Here is a 22050-nt window from a genome sequence, read left to right on the forward strand (position 1 = left end):
GGGATTAGGGTGTTCCCGACAGGCACAAAAAAGCCCGACTCAATGGTCGGGCTTTTTCATTCCTGAAGCTGTGCTTATTTAGCACGGCCTTTGTAGGAACCGCCTTCGCGGGTATCGATCTCGATCATGTCGCCGATTTCGATGAAGTCAGCAACCGACAGCTCGGTACCGTTCTTCAGTTTGGCAGGCTTCATCACCTTGCCGGAAGTGTCGCCGCGAGCGGAACCTTCGGTGTAGTCAACCTGACGCACGATAGTGGTCGGCAGCTCTACGGAAACCAGACGCTCTTCGAAGAAGATCGCTTCGCAAACATCGGTCATGCCTTCTTCAACGAAAGGCAGAACGGCTTCGATGTCTTCAGCGTTCAGCTCGTACATGGTGTAGTCGGTGGTGTCCATGAACGTGTAGGTGTCGCCGCTGATGAAGGACAGGGTCGCTTCTTTACGGTCGAGGATTACGTCGTCCAGTTTGTCGTCGGCGCTGTAAACGATCTCGGTCTTGTAACCGGTCAGCAGGTTTTTCAGCTTGGTCTTCATGATCGCGCTGTTACGACCCGACTTGGTGAATTCAGCTTTCTGAACCAGCCAAGGATCGTTTTCGAGACGGATCACGGTCCCGGGTTTCAGTTCTTTACCAGTTTTCATTGCGAATATCCGAATTTGGATGGGATTTACAAAAATCTAGGCCGCGTATCATATCCAATTTACATAAAACTGTACCAGCGCTGCGGCAAGATCGGCCTGCGAGGCCTGTTCCAGACACCACGTCTCGGCGTGTTTTTGCAGCTCCGGCCAGTGTTTGCGGGTGGATTGCCAGTGGTCCGTCATATTGTCACCGGCATTCCATGCTCGCCAAAGACCGCTGATCGCGTCGCGCGCCGGTTCCGACAGACTGCTCACATACAACCCGAGGAAGGCTTCAAGTTTGTCCAGATGAACGTCTTCCTCCTGCTGATAGATGTGCCAGAGCAACGGGCGCGCTGCCCACTGGGCGCGGACAAAGGAGTCCTCACCGCGAACGGCGTTGAAATCACAGCTCCACAGCAACTGGTCATACTGGTCCTGTCGGACGAACGGCAATACTTGCACAGTCAGGGCATCACGCACATGCAGCGCACCGGCCGCCAGCCCCCTCACCCCGAGCCATTGCTCGACATCGCCGAGGATCCGCCCTTCAGGTACCAGCAAATGAGTGGGCGTCGAATCGCCCACCAGCGCGTCCAGCCAACTGGCCAGCCCCGCATTTTCGTAGGCAAACAGCGAGATCAATTGCGCGCCCTGGGCAGGATTAACCCCCAGACCTAGCAGGAACTCGCGCTGCATTTCGGGGCTTTGCTGAAACGTGCGGCGCCGCTCGAGCAATCCTCTTTCACGCAATAAGCCTCCCGTGCCTTTCTGGAACCCCGGAAAGAAGAAGAACTTTTGCACGTGTTTGTACTTCACCGATGGCAAGCCGTGGCAGCCGATAACCCAGTCCTCGGCACTCAAGTAATCGAGGTTCATCCACAGCGGCGTTTTTTCCCGTTCAGCCATGGCGTCCATATAGGCACCTGGCAACTGGCAGGCGAACGCAGCGATCACCACCTCCGCGGCTTCAGCCGGTTGCCAGTCGGTCGCCCAGTGCCGCACTTCGACGCCCTGCTGCCATTGTTGCGAGGTGTGGATATCGATTTCCGGGCACATGCGCTCGAAGGCGCGCAGGTCATCGACCCACAAACGCACCGTCACCCCATGTTCGGCAACCAGTTGCCGGGCCAGACGCCAGGTCACGCCGATGTCGCCGAAGTTGTCGACCACGGTGCAAAAAATATCCCAGCGGGTTTTCATCATAGGCATTTCAGGTTCCCGTTGGCAAAGGCAGCGATTGTCCGCATAAATTACCCCGCGCAGAAGAGCCGACGACGATTAATCTTCGTGCGACAATCGCCACTTGCCCGCGACCACCGCCAGGAGGCAGCCATGCCCTACCGTCCCAACCCGCGCCGCCCATTGCCGATCCAGCTCAATGCCCTGCAACTGACCGGCAGCATCGCCCTCGGTTTGTGGCTGGGGTTCATCGCTATTGCGCTGACCTGCTGGCTTGTCTCTCGCTTTATTTTCAGCGAGCAATTGGCGCCCGTCGCCGCAGCGGTGGAGCAACTGGCCAAACCACCCGTGGTGGCGCAACCAGTGCCGGATATTGCGCCGCAGAGTCCGCTGTTCGAACAGTACGAAGAAAACCTGCGCAAGAACGAGCAGGTGCAACGGCTCGATCAGGCGCGCAGCAGCAGTCGCAATCTGTCGAACCCCAAATGCCAATTCTGGTTGCAACAGGACCAGACGGCACCGAGCGAAAAAAGCCGCGCCAACGTCCTGCAATTCTGTGATTGATCGTGAATAAGCAAACTGTCCACCAACTGATTCTCGACAAGCTACGCATCGACCTCGACATCGCCGAGCGCGCTGCGCAAACCGCTTACGAAACCGCGACCCACGAAGAAAACATCGCCGAAAACAAGTACGACACGCTGGGTCTGGAGGCGTCCTATCTGGCTGCCGGGCAGGCCAAACGGGTCGGGGAGATTCGACAGTCATTGGCGCTTTGCCAAAACCTGATATTGCGTCCTTATGACGAGCAGCGCGGCATTGAAGTCGGCACGCTACTCGGCCTGGAAGACGAAAAGGGTCGCGAGCAATGGTTGTTTCTGGCGCCAGATGCGGCGGGCCTGAAGGTTGATCTGATCGGGCAAACCATTACCGTCATCACCCCGCGCTCACCGCTGGGCAAAAGCCTGCTGGGCAAGGTCGAAGGCGATGAGGTGGAGATTCTGGTGGCGGGCGCTCGGCAACATTTTGCTGTCACCGAGGTCGTCTAGGAAAGCTTAATGAACCGGCAATTCGACGCCGTCGAAGAGCTCTTCCAGTTCCTGCTTATTGTGACACTGGATGGCTTTGGCCATGACTTCGCGGGTCAGGTGCGGCGCAAACTTCTCGATGAAGTCGCACATGAAACCACGCAGGAAGGTACCGCGACGGAAACCGATCTTGGTGACGCTGGATTCGAACAGCTCGCTGGCATCGAGCACCACCAGGTCATTGTCTAGCTTGGTATCAACCGCCATTTTTGCCACGATGCCTACGCCCAGGCCCAGGCGAACGTAAGTCTTGATCACGTCGGCGTCGGCCGCGGTGAACACCACTTTCGGCGTCAGGCCGCGATGGCTGAAAGCTTCGTCGAGTTTCGAACGGCCGGTGAAACCGAACACATAAGTCACGATCGGGTATTCAGCCAGGGCTTCGAGGGTCAGCTTCGACAACTTGGTCAGCGGGTGGCCCTGAGGCACGACCACGCAGCGGTTCCAGCGATAGCACGGCATCATCACCAGGTCGCCGAACAGCTCGAGCGCCTCAGTGGCGATGGCGAAATCCACGGTGCCGTCAGCGGCCATTTCGGCGATCTGCATCGGCGAACCCTGGTGCATGTGCAGCGCGACGTCCGGGTACTGCTTGATGAAATTGCTGATCACCGGTGGCAAAGCATACCGCGCCTGGGTGTGGGTGGTGGCGATCGACAGGGTGCCTTTCTTCTCGTTGGAGAATTCCTGGGCGATCTGCTTGATGCTTTCAACCTTGCGCAGGATCTCGCCGGCGGTGGTGATGATGCGCTCGCCGGCCGGAGTGACGCGGGTCAGGTGCTTGCCGCTTCGGGCGAAGACCTCGACGCCCAATTCGTCTTCCAGCAGGCGGATCTGTTTACTGATGCCCGGTTGCGAGGTGTAGAGGCTTTGGGCTGTAGCGGAAACGTTGAGGTCGTGGTGCGCCACTTCCCAGATGTAGCGCAGTTGTTGAAGCTTCATATGAATCCCTCAAAGCAGGTAGACGCCACGGGCATCAGCGACGGTATATAACTATATTAATGGTTTGAAGAATAAATCTAGAACTTTTTTATCAAACTGCCACTATTCGTGTTCTAGCGGTCCCCTTGACGACGGCGCTCTACCAGCGGCACCAGATAGACCGGGACCCGAGCCAACTGCAATACCCGCGCTGCGGTCCTGCCCAAAGGCGTTTCCGCGCCAGCACCATGGCTATGACTACCTACGATCAACAAATCCACGGAGAGTTTCTCTGCCTGGTCGAGAATCACTTGCGACGGATCTCCCTGAAGCACCCGAACCGCTTGTATCCGTTCCAGGTCCTGCCCCCCTTCATCCCCCAGCTCTTCGCGAAAGCTGTCGAGCACCCGCTGCTCAATATTGGCAATGACCGTGTTCAAGCCCTGACTGTGGAACTCGTTCAACGCCTGCTCATCGAGGTAACTCTGTAGCACCGATTCGGCGAACAGCCCCATGGGTTCAACCGCATGCACCACGTACAGGTCGGCATTGAATGTCCGGGCCAATGCCAAGGCATGCTGCATCACCAAAGGTGCGTATAGACCGAGGTCAGTGGCATAAAGCATCGAGCGAATCATATGACCTCCTCTAATGCCAACATGGCGGAGATTGATTCAGCTTAGCAGTGCCGTGGCGAGTGCGACGTCCGGCGTAACACGTTGATCGGCGGGCTTAAACCTTTTGCTCGTTGCTTATGCCATGGGGTACATGACCGGTGGCGACGACTTCCCGGGCCAGTTCGCAATGACCGGCCTGATCATCGAAAAAGACATCGGCGGCGAAGGCTTCGAGAAACGCCGACTTGGTCAGGCCACCGAGGAACAGCGATTCATCCAGCCGAATGTCCCATTCGCGCAAGGTGCGGATCACCCGCTCGTGGGCCGGCGCCGAGCGGGCCGTCACCAGCGCCGTGCGGATCGGGCAGGCGTCATCCGGGAACTCACGCTGCAACAGATTGAGGGCAGCAAGGAAACCTTTGAACGGCCCACCCCGCAACGGTTCGCGGGCCGCTTCGCGTTCGCTGGCCTGAAACGCCTCCAGGCCACCCGCCTGATACACGCGCTCGGACTCGTCGGAAAACAGCACCGCATCACCATCGAATGCAATGCGCAATTCATCGCTGGCGGCGCGGCTCGCGCCTCCCGACAGGATGGTCGCCGCGGCAAACCCCGCGTCCAGTGCGCTGCGTACGTCTTCGGCATGGGTCGACAGAAACAGGTCGCAGCCAAAGGCTTTGAGATATGGATAAGGACTGCGTCCGCCGACAAACGCCGCGCGGGAAATCGCCAGCCCATAGTGATGGATCGAGTTGAACACCCGCAGGCCGGTGTCGGCGCTGTTGCGCGACACCAGGATCACCTCGACCCGGGCGCGGCCGAGGCTGGCATTGAGATGAGGAGTTTCTGCACCAAGGGAAAGGCATCGCCAGGTTCAAGGATTTCGTCTTCGTGCTCGATCTGATACTGCCGGTAGGCCTCGACGCCACCCGACAGATAGACCTTGTGGCTTTCACTCAGGTCGAACAGTGCCCGCGATGAAATCGCCAGCACCAGTTTGTCGTCGATAGTCTTTGCCATGCCCTTGCTCCCTCAGGTGATCGACTTACCGGTTGCGTCGATCGATAAAACCCAGACTGCGATACAAAGCCTCGACCCGCGGCAATTCGCATCCCGCGGCCTTTGCCGCTGCCAGAGGCCGGGCGTAAATGGCGTCCAGCTCCAGCGGTCGTTTGTGCAGAAAATCGTGGTACATGCTCGGCCAGTAGTCGGGCATTTTCTCGGTCATCATGAACAAATGCTCGGCATAGCCCGCCGGTACATCATGACCACAGGCGATTGCCCCCTGGACCACTTCGGCCATCAGTGCCTTGATCAGCTCACGGCTATCGGTATCGGCCATCAACGGCGTCGTGCTCGCCCCCAGCAACACTGAAAGACCGTTGTAAGGGATATTCCAGACCAGTTTTTGCCATCGTGCCTGGTGCAAGTTCGCCATGGCCTGGGAGTCGATGCCGGCGGTACGAAACAGCCCGACGCCTTCCTCGACAATCGCGGTGCGTTCCGGTCCATTGGCTATGTGGCCGCTGTGGTAGCCAACATGCACCGCACCCAGCGCCTGATGGGTAATGACGCCTGGACCTTCGCGATGAACGCAGATGTAGCAGAGCCCACCGAGCACGTGCAGCGAATCGGGGAGCAACTCGCGCAGGCTATCTTCGACGTCCAGACCATTTTGCAACAGCAGCACTTTGGCATTCGGCGCTGCTGCCTGAAGGATGGCCGGTGCCAGGTCTGCATTGCTGGTCGTTTTCGCCCCACCAGCAACCAGTCGCAGGGCGGCATGTCTTCGGCCGCCGAATAGGCCTGCACCGGGTTCAGCGTCAGCGCCCCGTGTACTGCGCTATGAAGTTGCAGCCCGCGTTCGGCCACTGCGCAAAATTCGCTGCGCAACAGAAAATGCACATCAAAACCGGCACGCGCCAGCATCAGCCCGTAAAACCCGCCGATTGCACCGGTCCCGATAATACCGATTGTCGGTTTGGCAACTGCCCCCATTATGGCAACTCCTCTGCTATTCGACTCAACGCCTGACGTATCGCCCGATTGAGTTCGGTGCCGGTCAGGCGCGAATGCAATGCCCCAAAAAACTCACCATCGCGCACCACAAACAGCGCCGGCAAATGAAAGACCTGATAACGCTCGACCACCCGCCGTTGTTCCCGGCGTCGATCCAGCACAGTCGATCGACGGCCAGATCGAGTGCCGGCAATTGCTCGCGGGCAAAACGGCAGCTTGAGCAGCCAACACTGGTGAAAATGACCAGCGACACACCATTCATCATCAGCAGCCGTTGATCGGCATCGAAATCGGTCAGTTCCAATTCGACCACTATACTGGGGGAAACAATGTCAGATGGCCGACACATGGAGTCCGTGTTCATGGGACGATTTATTCCTCATCCTGACGAAGTGCCCGTTGAATTAACGTTGCTGACGCCTGAGTGTATTTCGCGGCAGCAGCTGCACACTACCAGCCTGGGGGGCATGGCTTGCAATTATCACCGCGCGTGGCGCCACGGCACGGCGCTGCAAGTGCGTATGCCGACCTTGAACCCCGACATGCGCTTTCTGGGCTACGTGGCCTGGTGCCTGCGACGCAAGCATGGCTATCTGGTGGGCATTGCCTTCGTCGACGAGCAGACGCTGTTCAGTGCCCGGATGGGCGAGCAGGTATGCCAGATCGAAAGTTATTGCCGTTTGCATGACACGCACAACGACCTTCAGGATATCCAGGCCCTGGCCCTCGAATGGGTTCAGGAACATGCCGACGAGTTCTCTCATGACTCTGTTCGCAAGGCATTTGCACAAGCAGTACTGGATTAGAGGGTGGGAAAACTAATAGAGAATGCCCCCTAACTGGCGTCTGCCCATTGTCGAGCCACAGTGTAACGCGCTAAGGTTCGGCTCCCCGACGCGCTTAATTTGCTGTGCTCCGCCGCGCGGGTTCGCTGGCGGCCGGCACCCGTGACCTGACGAGTAAACGATGGCTGATTTACCGATCAACGACCTAAACGTCGCCTCCAACGAGACGCTGATCACCCCCGACCAGCTCAAGCGTGACATCCCTCTGAGCGACGTCGCCCTGCGCACCGTAACCAAGGGCCGCGAAGTCATTCGCAACATTCTGGATGGCACCGACCACCGTCTGTTCGTGGTCATCGGGCCGTGCTCGATCCACGACATCAAGGCAGCCCACGAATACGCCGAGCGCCTGAAGGCTCTCGCCGCAGAAGTGTCCGATACCCTGTATCTGGTGATGCGCGTGTATTTCGAGAAGCCACGCACCACTGTCGGCTGGAAAGGCTTGATCAACGATCCGTACCTGGATGACTCGTTCAAGATCCAGGACGGCCTGCACATCGGTCGTCAGTTGCTGCTGGACCTGGCTGAAATGGGCCTGCCAACCGCCACCGAAGCCCTCGACCCGATCTCCCCGCAGTATTTGCAGGACCTGATCAGCTGGTCGGCCATCGGCGCTCGCACCACCGAATCCCAGACTCACCGTGAAATGGCTTCCGGCCTGTCCTCGGCAGTCGGCTTCAAGAACGGCACCGACGGCGGCCTGACCGTAGCGATCAATGCCCTGCAATCGGTTTCCAGCCCTCACCGCTTCCTGGGCATCAACCAGGAAGGTGGCGTGTCGATCGTGACCACTAAGGGCAACGCCTACGGTCACGTCGTGTTACGCGGTGGCAACGGCAAGCCGAACTACGATTCGGTCAGCGTTGCCCTCTGCGAGCAGGCGCTGAACAAAGCGAAGATCAAGCCGAACATCATGGTCGATTGCAGCCACGCCAACTCGAACAAGGATCCGGCCCTGCAACCGCTGGTGATGGAGAACGTTGCCAACCAGATTCTCGAAGGCAACCAGTCGATCATCGGCCTGATGGTTGAAAGTCACCTGAACTGGGGCTGCCAGTCCATCCCGAAAGATCTCGCCGACTTGCAATATGGTGTCTCGATCACCGATGCCTGCATCGACTGGACCGCCACCGAGAACACTTTGCGCAGCATGCATGCCAAGCTCAAGGATGTGCTGCCTAAACGTGATCGCAGCTGATCGCCAGCTGCATAGAAAAAAGCGCAGACAAAAAAACGCCGGGCAAGCCCGGCGTTTTTTTATGTGTCCGTTTTGCTGAAGATTACTGGCTCAGCTTGGCCGCATGCCGCTGGTGACGCTCCATGTAGCGCTCGACGTAGGAGCACGATGGAATGACGGTGTAGCCCATTTCCTCGGCGTACTCCAACGCCTTCTCGGTCAATGCTGCAGCAATGCCGCGCCCGCGCAATGCGTTAGGCACAAACGTGCGATAGATATCCAGGGTCTGTTTCCCCAGATCCATATAAGTCAGGTAGGCACGATGACCGTCCACACTGGTCTCGAATTGATGACCAGCCTGGTCATGGTGGATGGACAACGCCTCGCTCATCACTACTCCTCGCGGGTCTTTGATTCCGACCCCTACCTTACCGATGTTTTTCCGGCGAAGGAACATCTACGCCACCCCGTGCCTGAAATGGACACCGAGAAGAGCTACACCGATCTCGCGCAATCGAGCACGTACAAATAGTAGGCACCATTGGCAAAAATGCTCAAGGTGCGCTCGTCATCGTGCAGGTTGGCGGGTGCTGCTCCGGGTTACGCAGGAACGGCTCGACCAAAGGTTCCCCGAGGGTCGAATGCCTGAACATTGCCGGATGTTGAGACTTAAGACGAGCGCCCGTTGTTAAAGTCACCACAACATAGAGAAAGATATGAGAGGCGCTGCGCAAAATCCGAACATAAGTGTAGACGAATCCATCTAGACACACTTTAGCCTAGACCGGAAAACAGCTGTTTGTGCAGGGAACTTTTCCTCGCCGGCTCGCTCATCTCGGGCCTCCCAGCTGGGTATTTTTTAAACAAAGCAGTTAAAAGTTGCTCGAAAAAGAATCAACGCCTACAATTTTTTTTGCTTCTTGCTTTACGTCAGTTTACTTACGACAAGTAATGGGTAGTATGTACGCCGGCTATTTCCTCAATCTGAGGAGACAGCTACTAAATAGAAAGTCCTTGAAGGGGAACACGATGAACAACGTTCTGAAATTCTCTGCTCTGGCTCTGGCCGCAGTTCTGGCTACCGGTTGCAGCAGCGCATCGAAAGAAACTGAAGCACGTCTGACTGCTACTGAAGACGCAGCAGCTCGCTCCCAGGCTCGTGCAGACGAAGCTTACCGTAAAGCTGATGAAGCTCTGGCTGCTGCTCAAAAAGCACAACAGACTGCTGACGAAGCTAACGAGCGTGCTCTGCGCATGCTGGACAAAGCTAGCCGCAAGTAATAATCCTTCGGGATTGTTATCAAGCCGACCCATTTTTGGGTCGGCTTTTTATTGCCCGCAGTTTCGTGCAGGCATAAAAAAACCCGCCGATGCAGCCAGCATAGGCGGGTTCTTTACAAGGGTTACTGCATCGGGTCGATCGGCACACTCGACACCATCGGCGCGGAAGCATTCGGCACTCCGATTTCCACCGGCAGGCCGTCTTCAGCAGCGACGACGTCACGCACCACGTCCCAGTTCATGCGCAGATTGTTGGTGATGTCTTCACGCTTGAGCATCGCGTTGATCACCGCAGTGTGCTTGTCGACCACCGATGGGTTGCCCTTGTCGTCCAGCGGCGTGTGCGCTTCCAGGTAAACCTTGCCGCCACTCAGACCGAACTTGTACGAGTCGTTGATGATACGCACCGACGTGCCCACCGGCACCATGCCGGCCATTTCCAGCACGTTGTTGTTGAACATGCGGAAGCAACCGTGGCTGGTGCGCATGCCGATGCCGAACTTCTTGTTCGAACCGTGGATCAGGTAGCCCGGAGTGCCCAGGGTGAACTTGAACGGCCCCAGTGGGTTATCAGGACCTGCCGGCACCACGTTAGGCAGCGGATCACCATCGGCGGCGTGCTCGGCCTTGATCGATGCTGGAGGTGTCCAGGTCGGGTTTGGCGTTTTGGCGGTGATGCTGGTGTGGGCAATTGGCGAGCCCCAGCCTTCACGACCGATCCCCAGTGGGAAGGTGTACACCACGTTCCGGCCTTTCGGGAAGTAATAGAGACGGTATTCGGCCAGGTTGATGACGATACCTTCACGCGGGCCCGGAGGTAGGATGAAGCGGGTAGGCAGCACGATTTCGGTACCGGCGCCCGGCAACCATGGATCGACACCCGGGTTGGCCGCGACCATTTCCGTGTAGCCCAGATCGTAGGTAGTGCCAAGGTCGGCGAAGGTATCTTCGTACTTGGCCTTGATCACTTGCACCTGGCCAATGATGTCTTCACCTGGCGGTGGCAGGGGTAGCTCCAATGCGGCTACGGGGCCCGCCACACAAAGTGCGGCAAGAGTCAGGCAGCGGGTGACGGCAGGAAAGCGCGGCAACATCCGGAAAATCCTTCGCATGATCAACAGAGGGTATAAAACGGGATTGTACACCGCCGCCTGTTATTTCGGGGAGCTGCCCCGATAGAGCGCGTCATGCAGGGAAAAGATCGCAGCCTGCGGCAGCTCCTACAGCTCGAACCGCAGCTCCGGCCAGATCGGCGAGGTGCCACGCTTTTGCGACTCGAGAATGGCCCGGCACAATGAGCACAGGCGGTGGTCCTGGAACACCCGTCGATCGACGCTCGACCAGCGCGGTTGCGCCGGCAACAGACTGCCGCACAAGGTCCGGTCTGCCGAACCGCCCAGCTCCAGTTGACGGGTTACCAGATGTACCCGCACTTCCTGGCAGGCGAACAGATCCAGCTGTTCGTCAGGCTCGATCAGTTGGTAGGAAAATAGTGACCAGGCGGGACGCGGCATCGGGGGCTCCAAATCGGGGGCGCCACCTTAGCCGAAAGCCCGCGCCTAGAAAAGTGTCATAACAGCGGTTTTAGCGTAGGCCAGACATTTTCCAGCAACTTGTCCTGAGCCCCGGCCGCCGGGTGGATGCCGTCGGCCTGCATCAGGTCGGGATGACCGCCCACGCCGTCGAGAAAAAACGGTACCAGCGGGATGTTTTTCTCGCTGGCAACGTTGCTGAAGGCATCGGCGAAGGCCTTGGTGTAGCGCACGCCATAGTTGGGTGGCAACTGCATGCCGAGCAGCAGCACCTTGGCACCACTGGCGCGGGAGCTGTCGATCATCGAAGCAAGATTTTGTTGCAATTGCGTTGGCAGCAATCCGCGCAGCCCGTCATTACCGCCCAGCTCGAGGATGACCAGCTCCGGCTTATGCTCTGCAAGCAGCGCTGGCAGCCGCGCCTGGCCTCCGGCACTGGTGTCGCCACTGATGGACGCATTGACCACGGTATCGTCAAAACCTTCGCGCTTGAGCCGTTGTTCGAGCAATGACACCCACCCTTGCCGGGTATCCAGTCCGAAACCGGCGCTGATACTATCGCCAACGATCAGGACTGTACCCGCCGCTGCGTTCTGGGCCATGCACATCAAGGCCAGGCCAGCACTCAAAAACCACACACGCATCGGATTCTCCATGGGCGCAAGCATTCTCACCGCGAAGAACCTTAGCAAAGTGGTTCCCAGCGCGGAAGGTGAACTGACCATCCTGCACGAACTCAGCCTGGAACTGAACAAGGGCGACAGCCTGGCCATCGTCGGCGCGTCCGGTTCAGGCAAGTCCACCCTCCTGGGCCTGCTCGCGGGCCTCGACTTGCCGAGCAGTGGTGAAGTCACCCTCGCCGGGCAGGGCCTGAGCAATCTCGACGAAGACCAGCGCGCCCGCATCCGTGCCGAGCATGTGGGTTTTGTCTTTCAGTCCTTCCAGTTACTCGATAGCCTCAATGCCCTGGAAAACGTCATGCTGCCACTGGAGCTCGATGGCCGCAAAGATGCCCGTGGACGCGCCACTGAACTGCTGCAACGGGTCGGCCTGGGTCAGCGTCTGACCCACTCACCGCGCCAGCTCTCCGGCGGTGAACAGCAGCGCGTGGCCATTGCCCGGGCATTTGCAGCCGAACCCGATGTGCTGTTCGCCGACGAACCCACCGGCAACCTCGACAGCCATACCGGCGAGCGCATCAGCGATCTGTTGTTCGAACTCAACAAGGAACGCGGCACGACCCTGGTGCTGGTGACTCACGATGAACGCCTGGCACATCGCTGCCGGCGTCTGATCCGTCTTGAAGCCGGCCTTCTGGTCGCCCCTCTGGAGCCTTGATGGTACGCCTGCCGCTATTGCGCCTGTTCAGTCTCGCCATCCGTCAATTACTGCGTGACGCCCGCGCCGGTGAATTGCGCGTGTTGTTTTTCGCCCTGCTGGTGGCCGTGGCGGCGAGCACCGCCATCGGTTACTTCGGCGCCCGCCTGAACGGCGCCATGATGCTGCGCGCCACCGAGTTTCTCGGGGCGGACCTGCTGCTCGAGGGCAGTTCGCCGGCGCGACCCGAACAGATAAAAAGCGGCACCGAGCTAGGTCTCAAACACGCGCAAGTAGTGGAGTTCTCCAGCGTCATCGCCACCGACAACGGCATCCAGCTGTCCAGCATCAAGGCTGCCGATAGCGTCTACCCTTTGCGCGGCGAACTGAAAAGCGCCCCTGCCCCTTTCGCCCCGGAGGAGTCCGGCGGCGGGCCGAAACCCGGCGAAGCCTGGGTCGAGGCAAGATTGCTGACCGCGCTTGATCTGAAGATCGGCGACAGCATCGATGTCGGAATGAAAACCCTGACACTGGCGCGAGTACTGACCTACGAACCCGACCGCGCCGGCAACTTCTACAGCCTGACGCCACGGGTACTGATCAACCTCGACGACCTCACCGCGACCGGCGTCGTTCAACCTGGCAGTCGCGTCAGCTACCGTGAACTCTGGCGCGGCGATACACATGCCCTGGAAACCTATCGCCAATTGGTCAAAGCCGGCCTGGCCGCCAACCAGCGAATCCAGGATGCCCGGGATGGCAACCGTCAGATTGGTGGTGCCCTGGGCAAGGCTGAGCGTTATCTGAATATGGCCAGTCTGGTGGCGGTGTTACTGGCCGGTGTGGCCGTGGCGCTGTCAGCGACGCGTTTCGCCACGCGCCGATTCGATGCCAGTGCGCTGTTGCGTTGCCTTGGATTGTCCCGCCGGGAAACCATGGTGCTGTTCAGTTTGCAGCTGACCGTCCTCGGCTTGCTCGCCAGTATCAGCGGCGCCTTTATCGGCTGGCTGGCACAACTGGGGCTGTTTGCCTTACTGCATGATTTGTTGCCCAGCGACGTGCCACCGGGCGGTCTGTTTCCAGCCATCGCCGGGATCGGCACCGGCCTGGTGGCACTGGCCGGGTTTGCCTTGCCGCCACTGGCGGCGTTGGGGCGGGTTCCACCGTTGCGGGTGTTGCGTCGGGACTTGCTGCCGATTCCTTCCAGCACCTGGATGGTTTACGGCGCAGCGTTGGGCGCCCTCGGGCTGATCATGTGGCGCTTGAGCCTGGACCTGGTTCTGACTTTTGCCCTGCTCGGCGGCGGCGTGATCGCGGCACTGGTATTGGGTGGCCTGCTGCTGTTGCTGTTGAAAAGTTTGCGGCGAATGCTTGCCCGCGCCTCCTTGCCGTGGCGACTCGGGTTGGGTCAATTGCTGCGTCATCCACTGGCAGCCGCCGGACAATCGCTGGCGTTCGGCCTGATTCTGTTGTCGATGGCGTTGATCGCCTTGCTGCGCGGCGAGTTGCTGGACACCTGGCAGAACCAGCTGCCGAAAAATGCACCAAACTATTTCGCCCTGAACATCCTGCCAGCGGATAAGCAGGCATTTACCGATCGCCTGATCTCACTCTCGGCACAATCGGCACCGCTGTATCCGGTGGTGCCGGGACGGCTGATCAGCATCAATGGCGAACCGGTGCAGCAGATCGTCAGCAAGGATTCGGCCGGTGATCGGGCGGTCCAGCGCGACCTGAGCCTGACTTGGGCAGCAGACCTGCCCGCGGGCAACAAGATCACAGCCGGCGACTGGTGGTCCGAGCAACCACCCAATGAAATTCCCGGCGTGTCGGTGGAAGGCAAAGTCGCGGAGAGTCTGAAGCTCAAGCTCGGTGATCACATGGTCTTTACCGTCGGCGGGGTCAATCGCGAGGCGATAGTCACCAGCCTGCGGGAGATCAACTGGGACAACTTCCAGCCGAACTTCTTCATGATCTTCCAGCCCGGTACCTTGAAGGATCTGCCGGCGACTTACCTGACCAGTTTCTACCTGTCAGCGGGTCATGATCAGCAGATCGTCGATTTGTCCCGCAGCTTTCCGGCGGTCACTATTCTGCAAGTCGAAGCCTTGCTGGCGCAGCTGCGCAGCATCCTCGCACAGGTCACCCTGGCGGTGGAGTATGTGCTGTTGTTTGTGTTGGCGGCGGGGATGGCCGTGTTGTTTTCCGGCTTGCAGGCGACGCTGGATGAACGCATCCGCCAAGGCGCGCTGTTGCGGGCGCTGGGCGCGGAGCGGCAACTGCTGGTCAAGGCGCGGCGGATCGAGTTTGGTTTACTCGGTGCGGTCAGCGGTTTGTTGGCCGCGCTGGGTTCGGAAGTCGTGAGTTTGGTGCTGTACCGATACGCGTTCGATCTGCCCTGGCATCCGCATCCATGGCTGTTGGTGTTGCCACTGATCGGTGCGGTACTGATTGGTGGCGCCGGTGTATTTGGCACTCGCCGCGCGTTGAACGCCAGCCCCCTGACAGTCCTGCGCGAGGGTTGATAGACTCAGCCACTTACCATTCAAACCTCTTCCCTTCAAACCTCTCATCTTTCAAAGAAGTCGCCATGAGCCGTTATCGCCCTCCCCGCACCGCCGGCACCGCGCTGATCACCCCTGAAGGTGAAGCGCGGATGCGCGCCGAGTTCCATGAGCTCTGGCACGTTCGGCGACCGCAAGTAACGCAATCTGTCAGCGAAGCCGCAGCCCAGGGCGATCGCTCGGAAAACGCGGAATACACCTATGGCAAAAAGATGCTGCGCGAGATCGACAGCCGGGTGCGCTTTCTCACCAAACGCCTGGAAGCGCTCAAAGTCGTCAGCGAAAAGCCCAGCGATCCAAACAAGGTCTATTTCGGCGCTTGGGTCACCATCGAGGACGAGGATGGCAAAGAGTCACGCTATCGCATCGTCGGGCCGGATGAACTGGATTTGAAACTAGGCCTGATCAGCATTGACTCGCCGCTGGCCCGCGCCTTGATCGGCAAGGCACTGGACGCCGAAGTACGGGTTCAGACACCGACCGGTGAGCAGTGCGTATACATCGTGGCAATTGACTATCCCTAAGCTGCAGGGCCCTACGCCTCAGCGGCGGGTGATCAGCCCTTGTCGGGCGACGCGGGTCAGTTGTTTGATGACTTCAGGGGCGTCTTCAGCGCTGGGCGATTGAATCACCGCCAGATCAAAACTGTCGCTGGCAAATCGAGCCAGGGACTCACCGTCTTCGACAAACTGGATCAGGAAGGCTGCTGGCCCAGCGTTGCGACGTGGCCAGCCATCGAGGTAACGCAAGAGCGTCGGCTGATGTTTGCCGCCAAGCAGGATTTTTGGATTGCGCTGGGTGAGATGTGCCGTGATCGGCGCGGGACGTACAACGGGGCTTAGTGCATTCATCGTGTCGTGTCTCTGCCTCAAAAGACTGCATGGCAGGTGAGAGGCAACACCGAACCAGCGCTTTAGCGGTATTTCGAAGCCTGTTTCAAGCTTCTATCGGCAACTGAATGAGTCACCTGGCGCCCCGCAAGTAGCTGTTTAAATCGGCGCATGAGCAGCATCCTAGAGAAGCTGACCGGACAGTGTCAAGAATGACGCGCAACAAAAAAGCCGACTCAATCAGGCCTTGTCGGACCTTGGATACCGCGAAAAAAATGCCCGTATCTTGCGATACGGGCATTTCCTTTAACTGGCCGGCAGATTGCCAGGTTTTCACCCAGACTGATCAAGCCGGCTTTTTGAATTGATCGATCAAGATCAGTGACGCTTGTGACCTTTGGCCAGGTTGCTGCCTACACCGCCACCCAATGCGCCACCCAGGCCTGCGCCGATGGTGGAACCGGTTTTGCCGCCCAGGCTGTTACCGATCACCGAACCGCCAGCGGCACCGACGCCACCGCCGATTGCAGCGCTGGTACGGTGGCCTTTTTTGGCGGCAACAGCGCTGCCGGCTGCGCCTGCTACACCCGCACCAATAGCTGCCCCGGTGCTGCCGCCCATGCTTTGGCCCACGACATTACCCAGCGCGCCGCCCAAACCGCCACCGACGGCGGCAGTGCCGTCGCCAGCCATTGCACCTTGAGCAACCAGAAGACCCAGAACCAGAGCAGGCAATGTGAAACGCATGACAAAAACCTCAAAAATAGGGGATGTAATCAAAAGGGGCGAGATTGAAAGCCTTAGAGGAGACAAAGTCCAGACATGCGCGCGCTCAACCTCGTTATTCGCGACGGTTGGACAGCATTTATGGAAAAGGTTTTATGGACAGGCAAAAAAAAGCCCGCTGGGGGAACGGGCAGGGTGTTGCTTTCTAACGGATGAGTTGAGCCTACGTAGGAGCTTGTGAAAACTGTGTGAAAAAAACTCAGGTTAATTATTCGTTCACACAAATCCATTGCAACACTCTCAGGCACAAAAAACCCCGTTCAATGACGGGGTTCGCTAACAGATCCATTACTTCCTGACCGGCGCCGTCAACTTGGGGAGAAATTTCCCTTTCAGCACGCGGCTCGCCCGGGTCTTGATCTTGTCGACCTCGGTCTGGTCTTCGCCGAAGCTGGCAACGTAAACAGTCTGTCCACACTGTACGCAATTGTTGATTGGAAACTCTGCACCGTCGTCCTCGATATACGGATCAGCCATCTCTTCACCCCTTTTCTAAAAGCGGGATCGACACCGGCAAGACCTATTCGCCGAAAAAATATCGATCACCAAGGTTTTTCAGACTAGCCGGTCATTACTGGACTCGTAGTTCAGATTGGCGAATGCCCGACGAATGGGCCGCCTCACTCACCTCAGTTTGACCGCCGTTCCGGCGCACCCAGCCCTCGCGAAAGGTTGATTGTCGGCATTAGCTGGCGAAAGTTCGAGACGCTCCAGCGCATCGCCGGGAACTGAAAATAGCTGCCATCTTCGAAACGCACGGTGCGATCCGCAGGCGGTGGAGAGCCGACCATCCAGCGCAATTTTGCCGGGTCGCTGGCCGCCGCGTCGGGATAGGTTGTGGAAGCGCTGGAGTGTGATGACACCATGCACATCAGTACAACAGCGATGGGCATGCAGCCCCCGCGAAAAGCGGAACAAAGCTTGGACATGGTTTCGATTCCGTTCGAAGAACAGGTACTAAAGGAGCTTGATCAACACCGCAGTGATAGTCGCCACTGTGCCAATCAAACCAGGTGCAACGGCCACCGGATACCAAAAAGTTTCACGGGTCATCTTGCCGGCTTCGGTGTTCAGCTTGCGGTACAAAACCCGATGAAAGCACCAGAAGACGGGGCTTTCCAGAGATGCTTCCCACATGCCGGTCCATTGTCCCTACATTAAATTCAGAAGCGCCTTTGCACGCTTGTGAAATTTAAACCCCGGAAACAACAAAACCCCTGGCTTCTTTCGAAACCAGGGGTTTTGTTTACATCGAATTTGGCGGTGAAGGAGTCCGCCATTTTAGTGTTTCTATAGGTCCATAGACGGCCAGCTCGCAAGCTCAGCGCCCAAAAGATGAAGGAAGTCCTTACGCTGACCACCCAGCGCGTGCCGCGTGAGGCGACGCATTGGAGTCGCAGTGGGCAGAGTAGGATAAGATGCCTGCAAATCAGGCTTGCTGTGAGTAGCCCCGCATGACAGATAACAGTCGGAACACCACCCGTCTGATCAAGAAGTACCCGAATCGCCGTCTTTATGACACGCACACCAGCAGTCATTTGACCCTTGCGGATATACGTCAATTGGTCGTCGATAGAATCCCGTTCGAGGTGGTCGACGCCAAGACTGGCGAGGATCTGACCCGAAGTATTTTGCTGCAGGTCATTCTGGAAGCCGAAAGTGGCGGTGAACCGATATTCTCCAGTGAGATGCTCATGGGGATTATCCAGTTCTACGGTCCCTACCAGAGCGTCCTCGGCAGCTACCTGGATAAAAGCATCCAGACGGTCATCGACATCCAGTCCCAGTCCGGCGCTCAGTCCTCTGAAGCTTGGGGCGCGTTCATGCACCAGCAAGCACCGGTCATGCAGGATTTGATGCGCCAGTATGTCGACCAGTCAAAAGCCCTCTACATGAACACTCAGAACCTTTTCGGCCTATTCGGCAGCATGCCAGCAGGCAAGCCGGGGGCCGGTGGCGGGCCAAAAAAAATGACGATGGGGAATAAACCCATCGCCATCATGTAACCGTTCTAATCTGACTTATTTGCTATCGCTTGTAGCCTTGGCACCAGGAGCGGTTTTGCCGGCTGCGGCGGTCGCTGCGTCAAAACTGCTCTGGGCAACGTCAGTAGCCTGTTTAACGGCTTTCTGTGCACTTTCAAAAACGGTACCGGCATTCGCCAGCGATGACTTGAACCCGGCCACAACAGACTCGGAGCCAGCCGGTGCATTCTTGCTGATCACTTCAACGAACTCTTGCACCTGCTTGGTGCCCGCCTCGACCTGACGCGTGGTCAGTTGGGCAATTTCCGATTGGGTGCCAACAATCAGCGCGTGTACTTGACGATTGAACTCAGCCAGGCGTTCGGCTTGCACATTAGGCTGGGTGAAAGAAGCCTGAAGCTCAGCGAAACCTTGTGGATCACGTACCGCCAACAGTTTGCGAAAACCGTCGAACTGCTCCTCGGTGGAGGCCTGCAGGGTCTTGAACTGCAATTGGCTGAGCTGCTCAACACTGGAGAAGATTTTGCCGCTGATTTGCTGCAGGAGGTCTAGGTTGGCTTTCTGAGCGTCTTGCAATTTTTCCGAGTTAAAAAAAGACATGCTTGAATCTCCTGATTCTGAAAGGCCGACATGGGCCTAAGGACGCGATAGCGATCCTGCCGGTCATCGCGCTAGCCTTGATATTGCAGTGCACAAATTCGTTTGGCAATGTTTTTTTGTGCACCGCACAAAAGTCTTTCACCTACGCCGCTATTCGCTATAGACTCCTGAAAGGCGAACGGCCGGCCAAGCTCTCTTTGATGATGAGATGCAGGCGAGCCGCTTCTCATGCATAAAACCAGGAGATCACCATGGGCCCGGAAGATATTATTGCACCGCAATATTACCGACTTTCTTCTCAACGTGGCCTGTTCGAACACCTGAGTCATCTGCAGCGCCTCAATACGCTGAACTTCCTTTTTGCTTTTCGCCAGCGCCAGGAAAAACCTTTGCGCCTCTGAAGCGGGGTCAACTCAGACAACCTACGCCCGCTGAATGGCAGGAGTATGTCACCGACCTCGGCCAACGCTGCCTTCTGTTTTGGGACACCCTGCGCCGGCGCGGCGACAATACGCTGGCCCATGAACGCGCCGGGTATCCGCTGCTGCTCAAGTTCGATCATGAAACCCTGATCGCTGGCTCCGAGCTCCCACACCCGGTCAACTATTCACTGCTGCGAATCCTCCCCGGACCAGAGCAAGAAATCGACAGCAACGCCCAGCCGGTGATCATCATTGATCCACGCGGCGGCCACGGCTCGGGAATCGGCGGCTTCAAACAGGATTCGGTATTAGGTGAAAGCCTCAGAGCCGGCCACCCCACCTATTTCATCTCTTTCAGTCACTCACCACAGCCTGGGCAAACCCTGGCCCATATCGTCGAAGCCCAGGCCCGGTTCATCGAAGTCGTCGGCGCCCTTCACCCAGCCAACAGCAAGCCGATCATCATCGGTAACTGCCAGGCAGGCTGGGCCTTGATGGGGCTGGCGGCAACACGACCGGAACTGCCGGGATTGATCATTATCAATGGTGCCCCCTGTCATACTGGGCCGGTGTCAATGGACGCAATCCGATGCGCTATACCGGTGGCCTGCTGGGTGGCGGCTGGTTGGCTCGCCTGGGCAGCGACTTGGGCAATGGCCGTTTTGACGGTAGCTGGCTGGTCAGCAATTTCGAAAACCTGGACCCGGCCAACACCTATTGGGGCAAGTACTACCAGTTGTTCAGCCAGGTCGACAGCGAAGCTGCGCGCTTCCTCGACTTCGAACGCTGGTGGGGCAGCCCGACTCTGCTCAATGGCGAAGAGATAGAGATGATTGTCGATGATCTTTTCATCGGCAACCAATTATCCGGCGGACTCGACCGCAAGAGCAGCGGTATTGACCTGAAACGGATCGAAGTGCCGGTGGTGGTGTTCTGCTCCTACGGCGACAACATCACCCTCCCCAGCAGGCATTGAACTGGATCGCCGATGTCTATCCCAGCGATCTCGCCTTGCATGAGGCAGGACGCACCATCGTCTACCTTCGGCACGCCAGCATCGGCCATTTAGGTATTTTTGTCTCCGGTAAGGTGGCGCGGCGTGAACACCGGGAGTTGCTCGGCGCGCTCGAAGCCATCAATGCGCTGCCGGCGGGGTTGTATGAAATGCTGATTGACGATCTGCCGGCCCCTTCAGGCAGCAATGACGTGCAATACCGAGTGCAATTCGAATCAAGGCGAATCGCCGATATCCATGAAGACATCGAGCCGGCCCGTGATGACGATCGCGAATTCTCTCTGGTAGAGCGCACCTCTGAAATCAACAGCGCGTTTTACGACGGCTTCATACGTCCGTGGCTGCGTCCGATGGTCAACGAGCCCATTGCCGAATTGATGCGCAGGACGCACCCCTTCCATCAGCAGCAATTGATATGGAGCAGCCTCAATCCGGCGCTGTGGTGGTTAGCCGGGAGCATATCCAAAGTCAGCAGTGATCGTCGTCCCGCACGCAAAGACAACCCGTTGCTGGCCTGGCAGGAACTGTTCTCCAACCAGATGCAAGACACCCTGAATGCGTACCGCGATGCGCGTGATGCCATTCAGGAGATGTGTTTTTACGGGATTTATGGCGCACTGAATGCCCTCACCGGCAACAAGCCGACGCGAAATCTCCAGGCACATGCCGACCGGCAGGACCAGGCCCTGATCGAACGCTTGCAGGATGCGCTACCCCATGGTGGCCCCCTGGAAGCGTTGGTGAGGATTCTGTTTTTGCTGGGCCGCGACAGCGACAAGGCGGGCAAGGAAAGCATCGAAAAATTGATCCAGCAGGTGCATCTGCTGGTCCAGGATTACAGCAATGAACCCACGGCCCTGCGCGAGGCCATCCGATTGCAGAACCTGCTGGTTTTGCCCACCCGCAAGAAAGCTTGCGCAGCCTGCCCTTGTTGCTACCAGAGGCAAAGGAGCGCCAACAGGTCCTGATAGCCGTTGGGCAATTAATGCCTGAACTGCTAGCGACCTCCGGAGCCGAAGGCCAATTCTGGCGCGAACTGCACGCGCTGCTCGAAGTCCCCCTACCGGGCTTTAGCCTGACTCAACCGCCCGGTGAAACAGTTGTCATCCCGCAGGAGGCCCCTTCGGAGCCATCTCCGCTTGCAGCAACGCTGCCGCCGGAGATCACACCGACGCCCGCTCCCGCCATCGCCGTTAAAGCCCCCAAGCGCAAAGCGAGCAAAGGTACAAAAGGCCCTAAGCCTTAA

22 protein-coding genes and 5 pseudogenes are annotated in these 22050 nt (G+C 58.1%); 10 read left to right on the forward strand and 17 right to left on the reverse strand.

The genetic code is table 11. The features are described from left to right. Nucleotides 1-74 precede the first annotated feature (74 nt). Together CES87_RS25520 and earP are read right to left on the reverse strand one after the other, a co-directional pair. Nucleotides 75-644: an elongation factor P gene (locus CES87_RS25520; protein WP_007943632.1), complete on the reverse strand. Its 570-nt coding sequence runs from the start codon at nucleotides 642-644 to the stop codon at nucleotides 75-77. Between the two features lie 48 nt (nucleotides 645-692). Continuing rightward, nucleotides 693-1835, reverse strand: coding sequence for an elongation factor P maturation arginine rhamnosyltransferase EarP (earP, locus tag CES87_RS25525; protein WP_128608297.1), 1143 nt, complete (start codon nucleotides 1833-1835; stop codon nucleotides 693-695). 123 nt (nucleotides 1836-1958) lie between these two features. Here earP and CES87_RS25530 point away from each other — a divergent pair, with 123 nt between their 5' ends. Next, nucleotides 1959-2369, forward strand: a complete 411-nt coding sequence (locus CES87_RS25530; protein ID WP_128608298.1) for a hypothetical protein — start codon at nucleotides 1959-1961, stop codon at nucleotides 2367-2369. 2 nt (nucleotides 2370-2371) lie between these two features. Then, nucleotides 2372-2854, forward strand: a complete 483-nt coding sequence (locus CES87_RS25535; RefSeq protein WP_128608299.1) for a GreA/GreB family elongation factor — start codon at nucleotides 2372-2374, stop codon at nucleotides 2852-2854. A gap of 6 nt (nucleotides 2855-2860) precedes the next feature. On the opposite strand, the gene cysB is transcribed toward CES87_RS25535, so the two are convergent. From cysB to CES87_RS25560, 5 genes and pseudogenes are all read right to left on the reverse strand, one after another. After that, nucleotides 2861-3835: an HTH-type transcriptional regulator CysB gene (gene cysB / locus CES87_RS25540; protein ID WP_008057010.1), complete on the reverse strand. Its 975-nt coding sequence runs from the start codon at nucleotides 3833-3835 to the stop codon at nucleotides 2861-2863. Between the two features lie 113 nt (nucleotides 3836-3948). Then, a complete protein-coding gene (locus tag CES87_RS25545) occupies nucleotides 3949-4452 on the reverse strand; it encodes a universal stress protein (protein WP_128608300.1) in 504 nt (167 codons plus the stop codon). 94 nt (nucleotides 4453-4546) lie between these two features. Then, nucleotides 4547-5451, reverse strand: a pseudogene (locus CES87_RS25550) (5'-nucleotidase). 25 nt (nucleotides 5452-5476) lie between these two features. Beyond that, nucleotides 5477-6432: pseudogene (locus CES87_RS25555) on the reverse strand (putative 2-dehydropantoate 2-reductase). Next, nucleotides 6429-6814 (reverse strand): annotated as a pseudogene (locus CES87_RS25560) (thioredoxin family protein). The pseudogenes CES87_RS25555 and CES87_RS25560 overlap by 4 nt, the downstream one beginning before the upstream one ends. Here CES87_RS25560 and CES87_RS25565 point away from each other — a divergent pair. Beyond that, the gene (locus tag CES87_RS25565; RefSeq protein ID WP_128608301.1) at nucleotides 6813-7256 is read left to right on the forward strand and encodes a PilZ domain-containing protein; all 444 of its coding nucleotides are present in this window, start codon (nucleotides 6813-6815) and stop codon (nucleotides 7254-7256) included. The pseudogene CES87_RS25560 and the gene CES87_RS25565 overlap by 2 nt on opposite strands. Before the next feature lie 160 nt (nucleotides 7257-7416). Continuing rightward, nucleotides 7417-8493 (forward strand): 3-deoxy-7-phosphoheptulonate synthase, encoded by a 1077-nt coding sequence (locus CES87_RS25570; RefSeq protein WP_128608302.1) that lies wholly within the window; start codon nucleotides 7417-7419, stop codon nucleotides 8491-8493. An 82-nt stretch (nucleotides 8494-8575) separates the two neighbouring features. On the opposite strand, the gene CES87_RS25575 is transcribed toward CES87_RS25570, so the two are convergent. After that, entirely contained in the window at nucleotides 8576-8863 is a 288-nt protein-coding gene (locus tag CES87_RS25575) for a GNAT family N-acetyltransferase (RefSeq protein WP_010461341.1), read from the reverse strand. Nucleotides 8864-9501: 638 nt separating this feature from the next. Here CES87_RS25575 and oprI point away from each other — a divergent pair. Beyond that, nucleotides 9502-9753 carry an outer membrane lipoprotei OprI gene (gene oprI, locus CES87_RS25580; protein WP_003199355.1) on the forward strand — a complete coding sequence of 84 codons (252 nt, stop codon included), beginning with the start codon at nucleotides 9502-9504 and terminating at the stop codon, nucleotides 9751-9753. A gap of 122 nt (nucleotides 9754-9875) precedes the next feature. Here the strand turns inward: oprI and CES87_RS25585 are convergent, their stop codons facing one another. The 3 genes from CES87_RS25585 to CES87_RS25595 all read right to left on the reverse strand — a co-directional run bounded on the left by CES87_RS25585 (nucleotide 9876) and on the right by CES87_RS25595 (nucleotide 11929). Beyond that, complete coding sequence (locus CES87_RS25585) at nucleotides 9876-10847, reverse strand: L,D-transpeptidase family protein (RefSeq protein WP_128608303.1); 972 nt, start codon at nucleotides 10845-10847, stop codon at nucleotides 9876-9878. Nucleotides 10848-10973: 126 nt separating this feature from the next. After that, nucleotides 10974-11267: a hypothetical protein gene (locus CES87_RS25590; RefSeq protein WP_077044623.1), complete on the reverse strand. Its 294-nt coding sequence runs from the start codon at nucleotides 11265-11267 to the stop codon at nucleotides 10974-10976. A gap of 56 nt (nucleotides 11268-11323) precedes the next feature. Further along, complete coding sequence (locus tag CES87_RS25595; RefSeq protein WP_128608304.1) at nucleotides 11324-11929, reverse strand: arylesterase; 606 nt, start codon at nucleotides 11927-11929, stop codon at nucleotides 11324-11326. A gap of 10 nt (nucleotides 11930-11939) precedes the next feature. Here CES87_RS25595 and CES87_RS25600 point away from each other — a divergent pair, with 10 nt between their 5' ends. The 3 genes from CES87_RS25600 to greB all read left to right on the forward strand — a co-directional run bounded on the left by CES87_RS25600 (nucleotide 11940) and on the right by greB (nucleotide 15690). Then, nucleotides 11940-12623: an ABC transporter ATP-binding protein gene (locus CES87_RS25600; RefSeq protein ID WP_034150171.1), complete on the forward strand. Its 684-nt coding sequence runs from the start codon at nucleotides 11940-11942 to the stop codon at nucleotides 12621-12623. Continuing rightward, nucleotides 12623-15127, forward strand: a complete 2505-nt coding sequence (locus tag CES87_RS25605) for an ABC transporter permease (protein ID WP_128608305.1) — start codon at nucleotides 12623-12625, stop codon at nucleotides 15125-15127. The genes CES87_RS25600 and CES87_RS25605 overlap by 1 nt, the downstream gene beginning before the upstream one ends. Before the next feature lie 65 nt (nucleotides 15128-15192). Then, complete coding sequence (gene greB, locus CES87_RS25610) at nucleotides 15193-15690, forward strand: transcription elongation factor GreB (protein WP_008031876.1); 498 nt, start codon at nucleotides 15193-15195, stop codon at nucleotides 15688-15690. Nucleotides 15691-15708: 18 nt separating this feature from the next. Here greB and CES87_RS25615 read toward each other — a convergent pair whose 3' ends face one another. From CES87_RS25615 to CES87_RS25635, 5 genes and pseudogenes are all read right to left on the reverse strand, one after another. Further along, entirely contained in the window at nucleotides 15709-16017 is a 309-nt protein-coding gene (locus CES87_RS25615) for a class I SAM-dependent methyltransferase (RefSeq protein WP_128608306.1), read from the reverse strand. A 357-nt stretch (nucleotides 16018-16374) separates the two neighbouring features. Then, entirely contained in the window at nucleotides 16375-16743 is a 369-nt protein-coding gene (locus CES87_RS25620) for a hypothetical protein (RefSeq protein WP_047531564.1), read from the reverse strand. Between the two features lie 327 nt (nucleotides 16744-17070). Beyond that, entirely contained in the window at nucleotides 17071-17259 is a 189-nt protein-coding gene (locus CES87_RS25625; RefSeq protein WP_128608307.1) for a hypothetical protein, read from the reverse strand. 170 nt (nucleotides 17260-17429) lie between these two features. Then, nucleotides 17430-17675: pseudogene (locus CES87_RS25630) on the reverse strand (6-aminohexanoate hydrolase); the annotation flags it as partial. 64 nt (nucleotides 17676-17739) lie between these two features. Continuing rightward, nucleotides 17740-17919: a hypothetical protein gene (locus CES87_RS25635; protein ID WP_128608308.1), complete on the reverse strand. Its 180-nt coding sequence runs from the start codon at nucleotides 17917-17919 to the stop codon at nucleotides 17740-17742. A 317-nt stretch (nucleotides 17920-18236) separates the two neighbouring features. Between CES87_RS25635 and phaR the strand changes: the two genes are divergently transcribed. Then, complete coding sequence (gene phaR / locus CES87_RS25640) at nucleotides 18237-18788, forward strand: polyhydroxyalkanoate synthesis repressor PhaR (protein WP_128608309.1); 552 nt, start codon at nucleotides 18237-18239, stop codon at nucleotides 18786-18788. A gap of 15 nt (nucleotides 18789-18803) precedes the next feature. Here the strand turns inward: phaR and phaP are convergent, their stop codons facing one another. After that, nucleotides 18804-19367 (reverse strand): TIGR01841 family phasin, encoded by a 564-nt coding sequence (phaP, locus tag CES87_RS25645; protein WP_128608310.1) that lies wholly within the window; start codon nucleotides 19365-19367, stop codon nucleotides 18804-18806. 251 nt (nucleotides 19368-19618) lie between these two features. On the opposite strand from phaP, the pseudogene CES87_RS25650 reads away from it, so the two are divergent. Next, nucleotides 19619-22050 (forward strand): annotated as a pseudogene (locus CES87_RS25650) (DUF3141 domain-containing protein).

This window comes from Pseudomonas sp. ERMR1:02 (genome assembly GCF_002277815.1).
Classification (GTDB): domain Bacteria; phylum Pseudomonadota; class Gammaproteobacteria; order Pseudomonadales; family Pseudomonadaceae; genus Aquipseudomonas.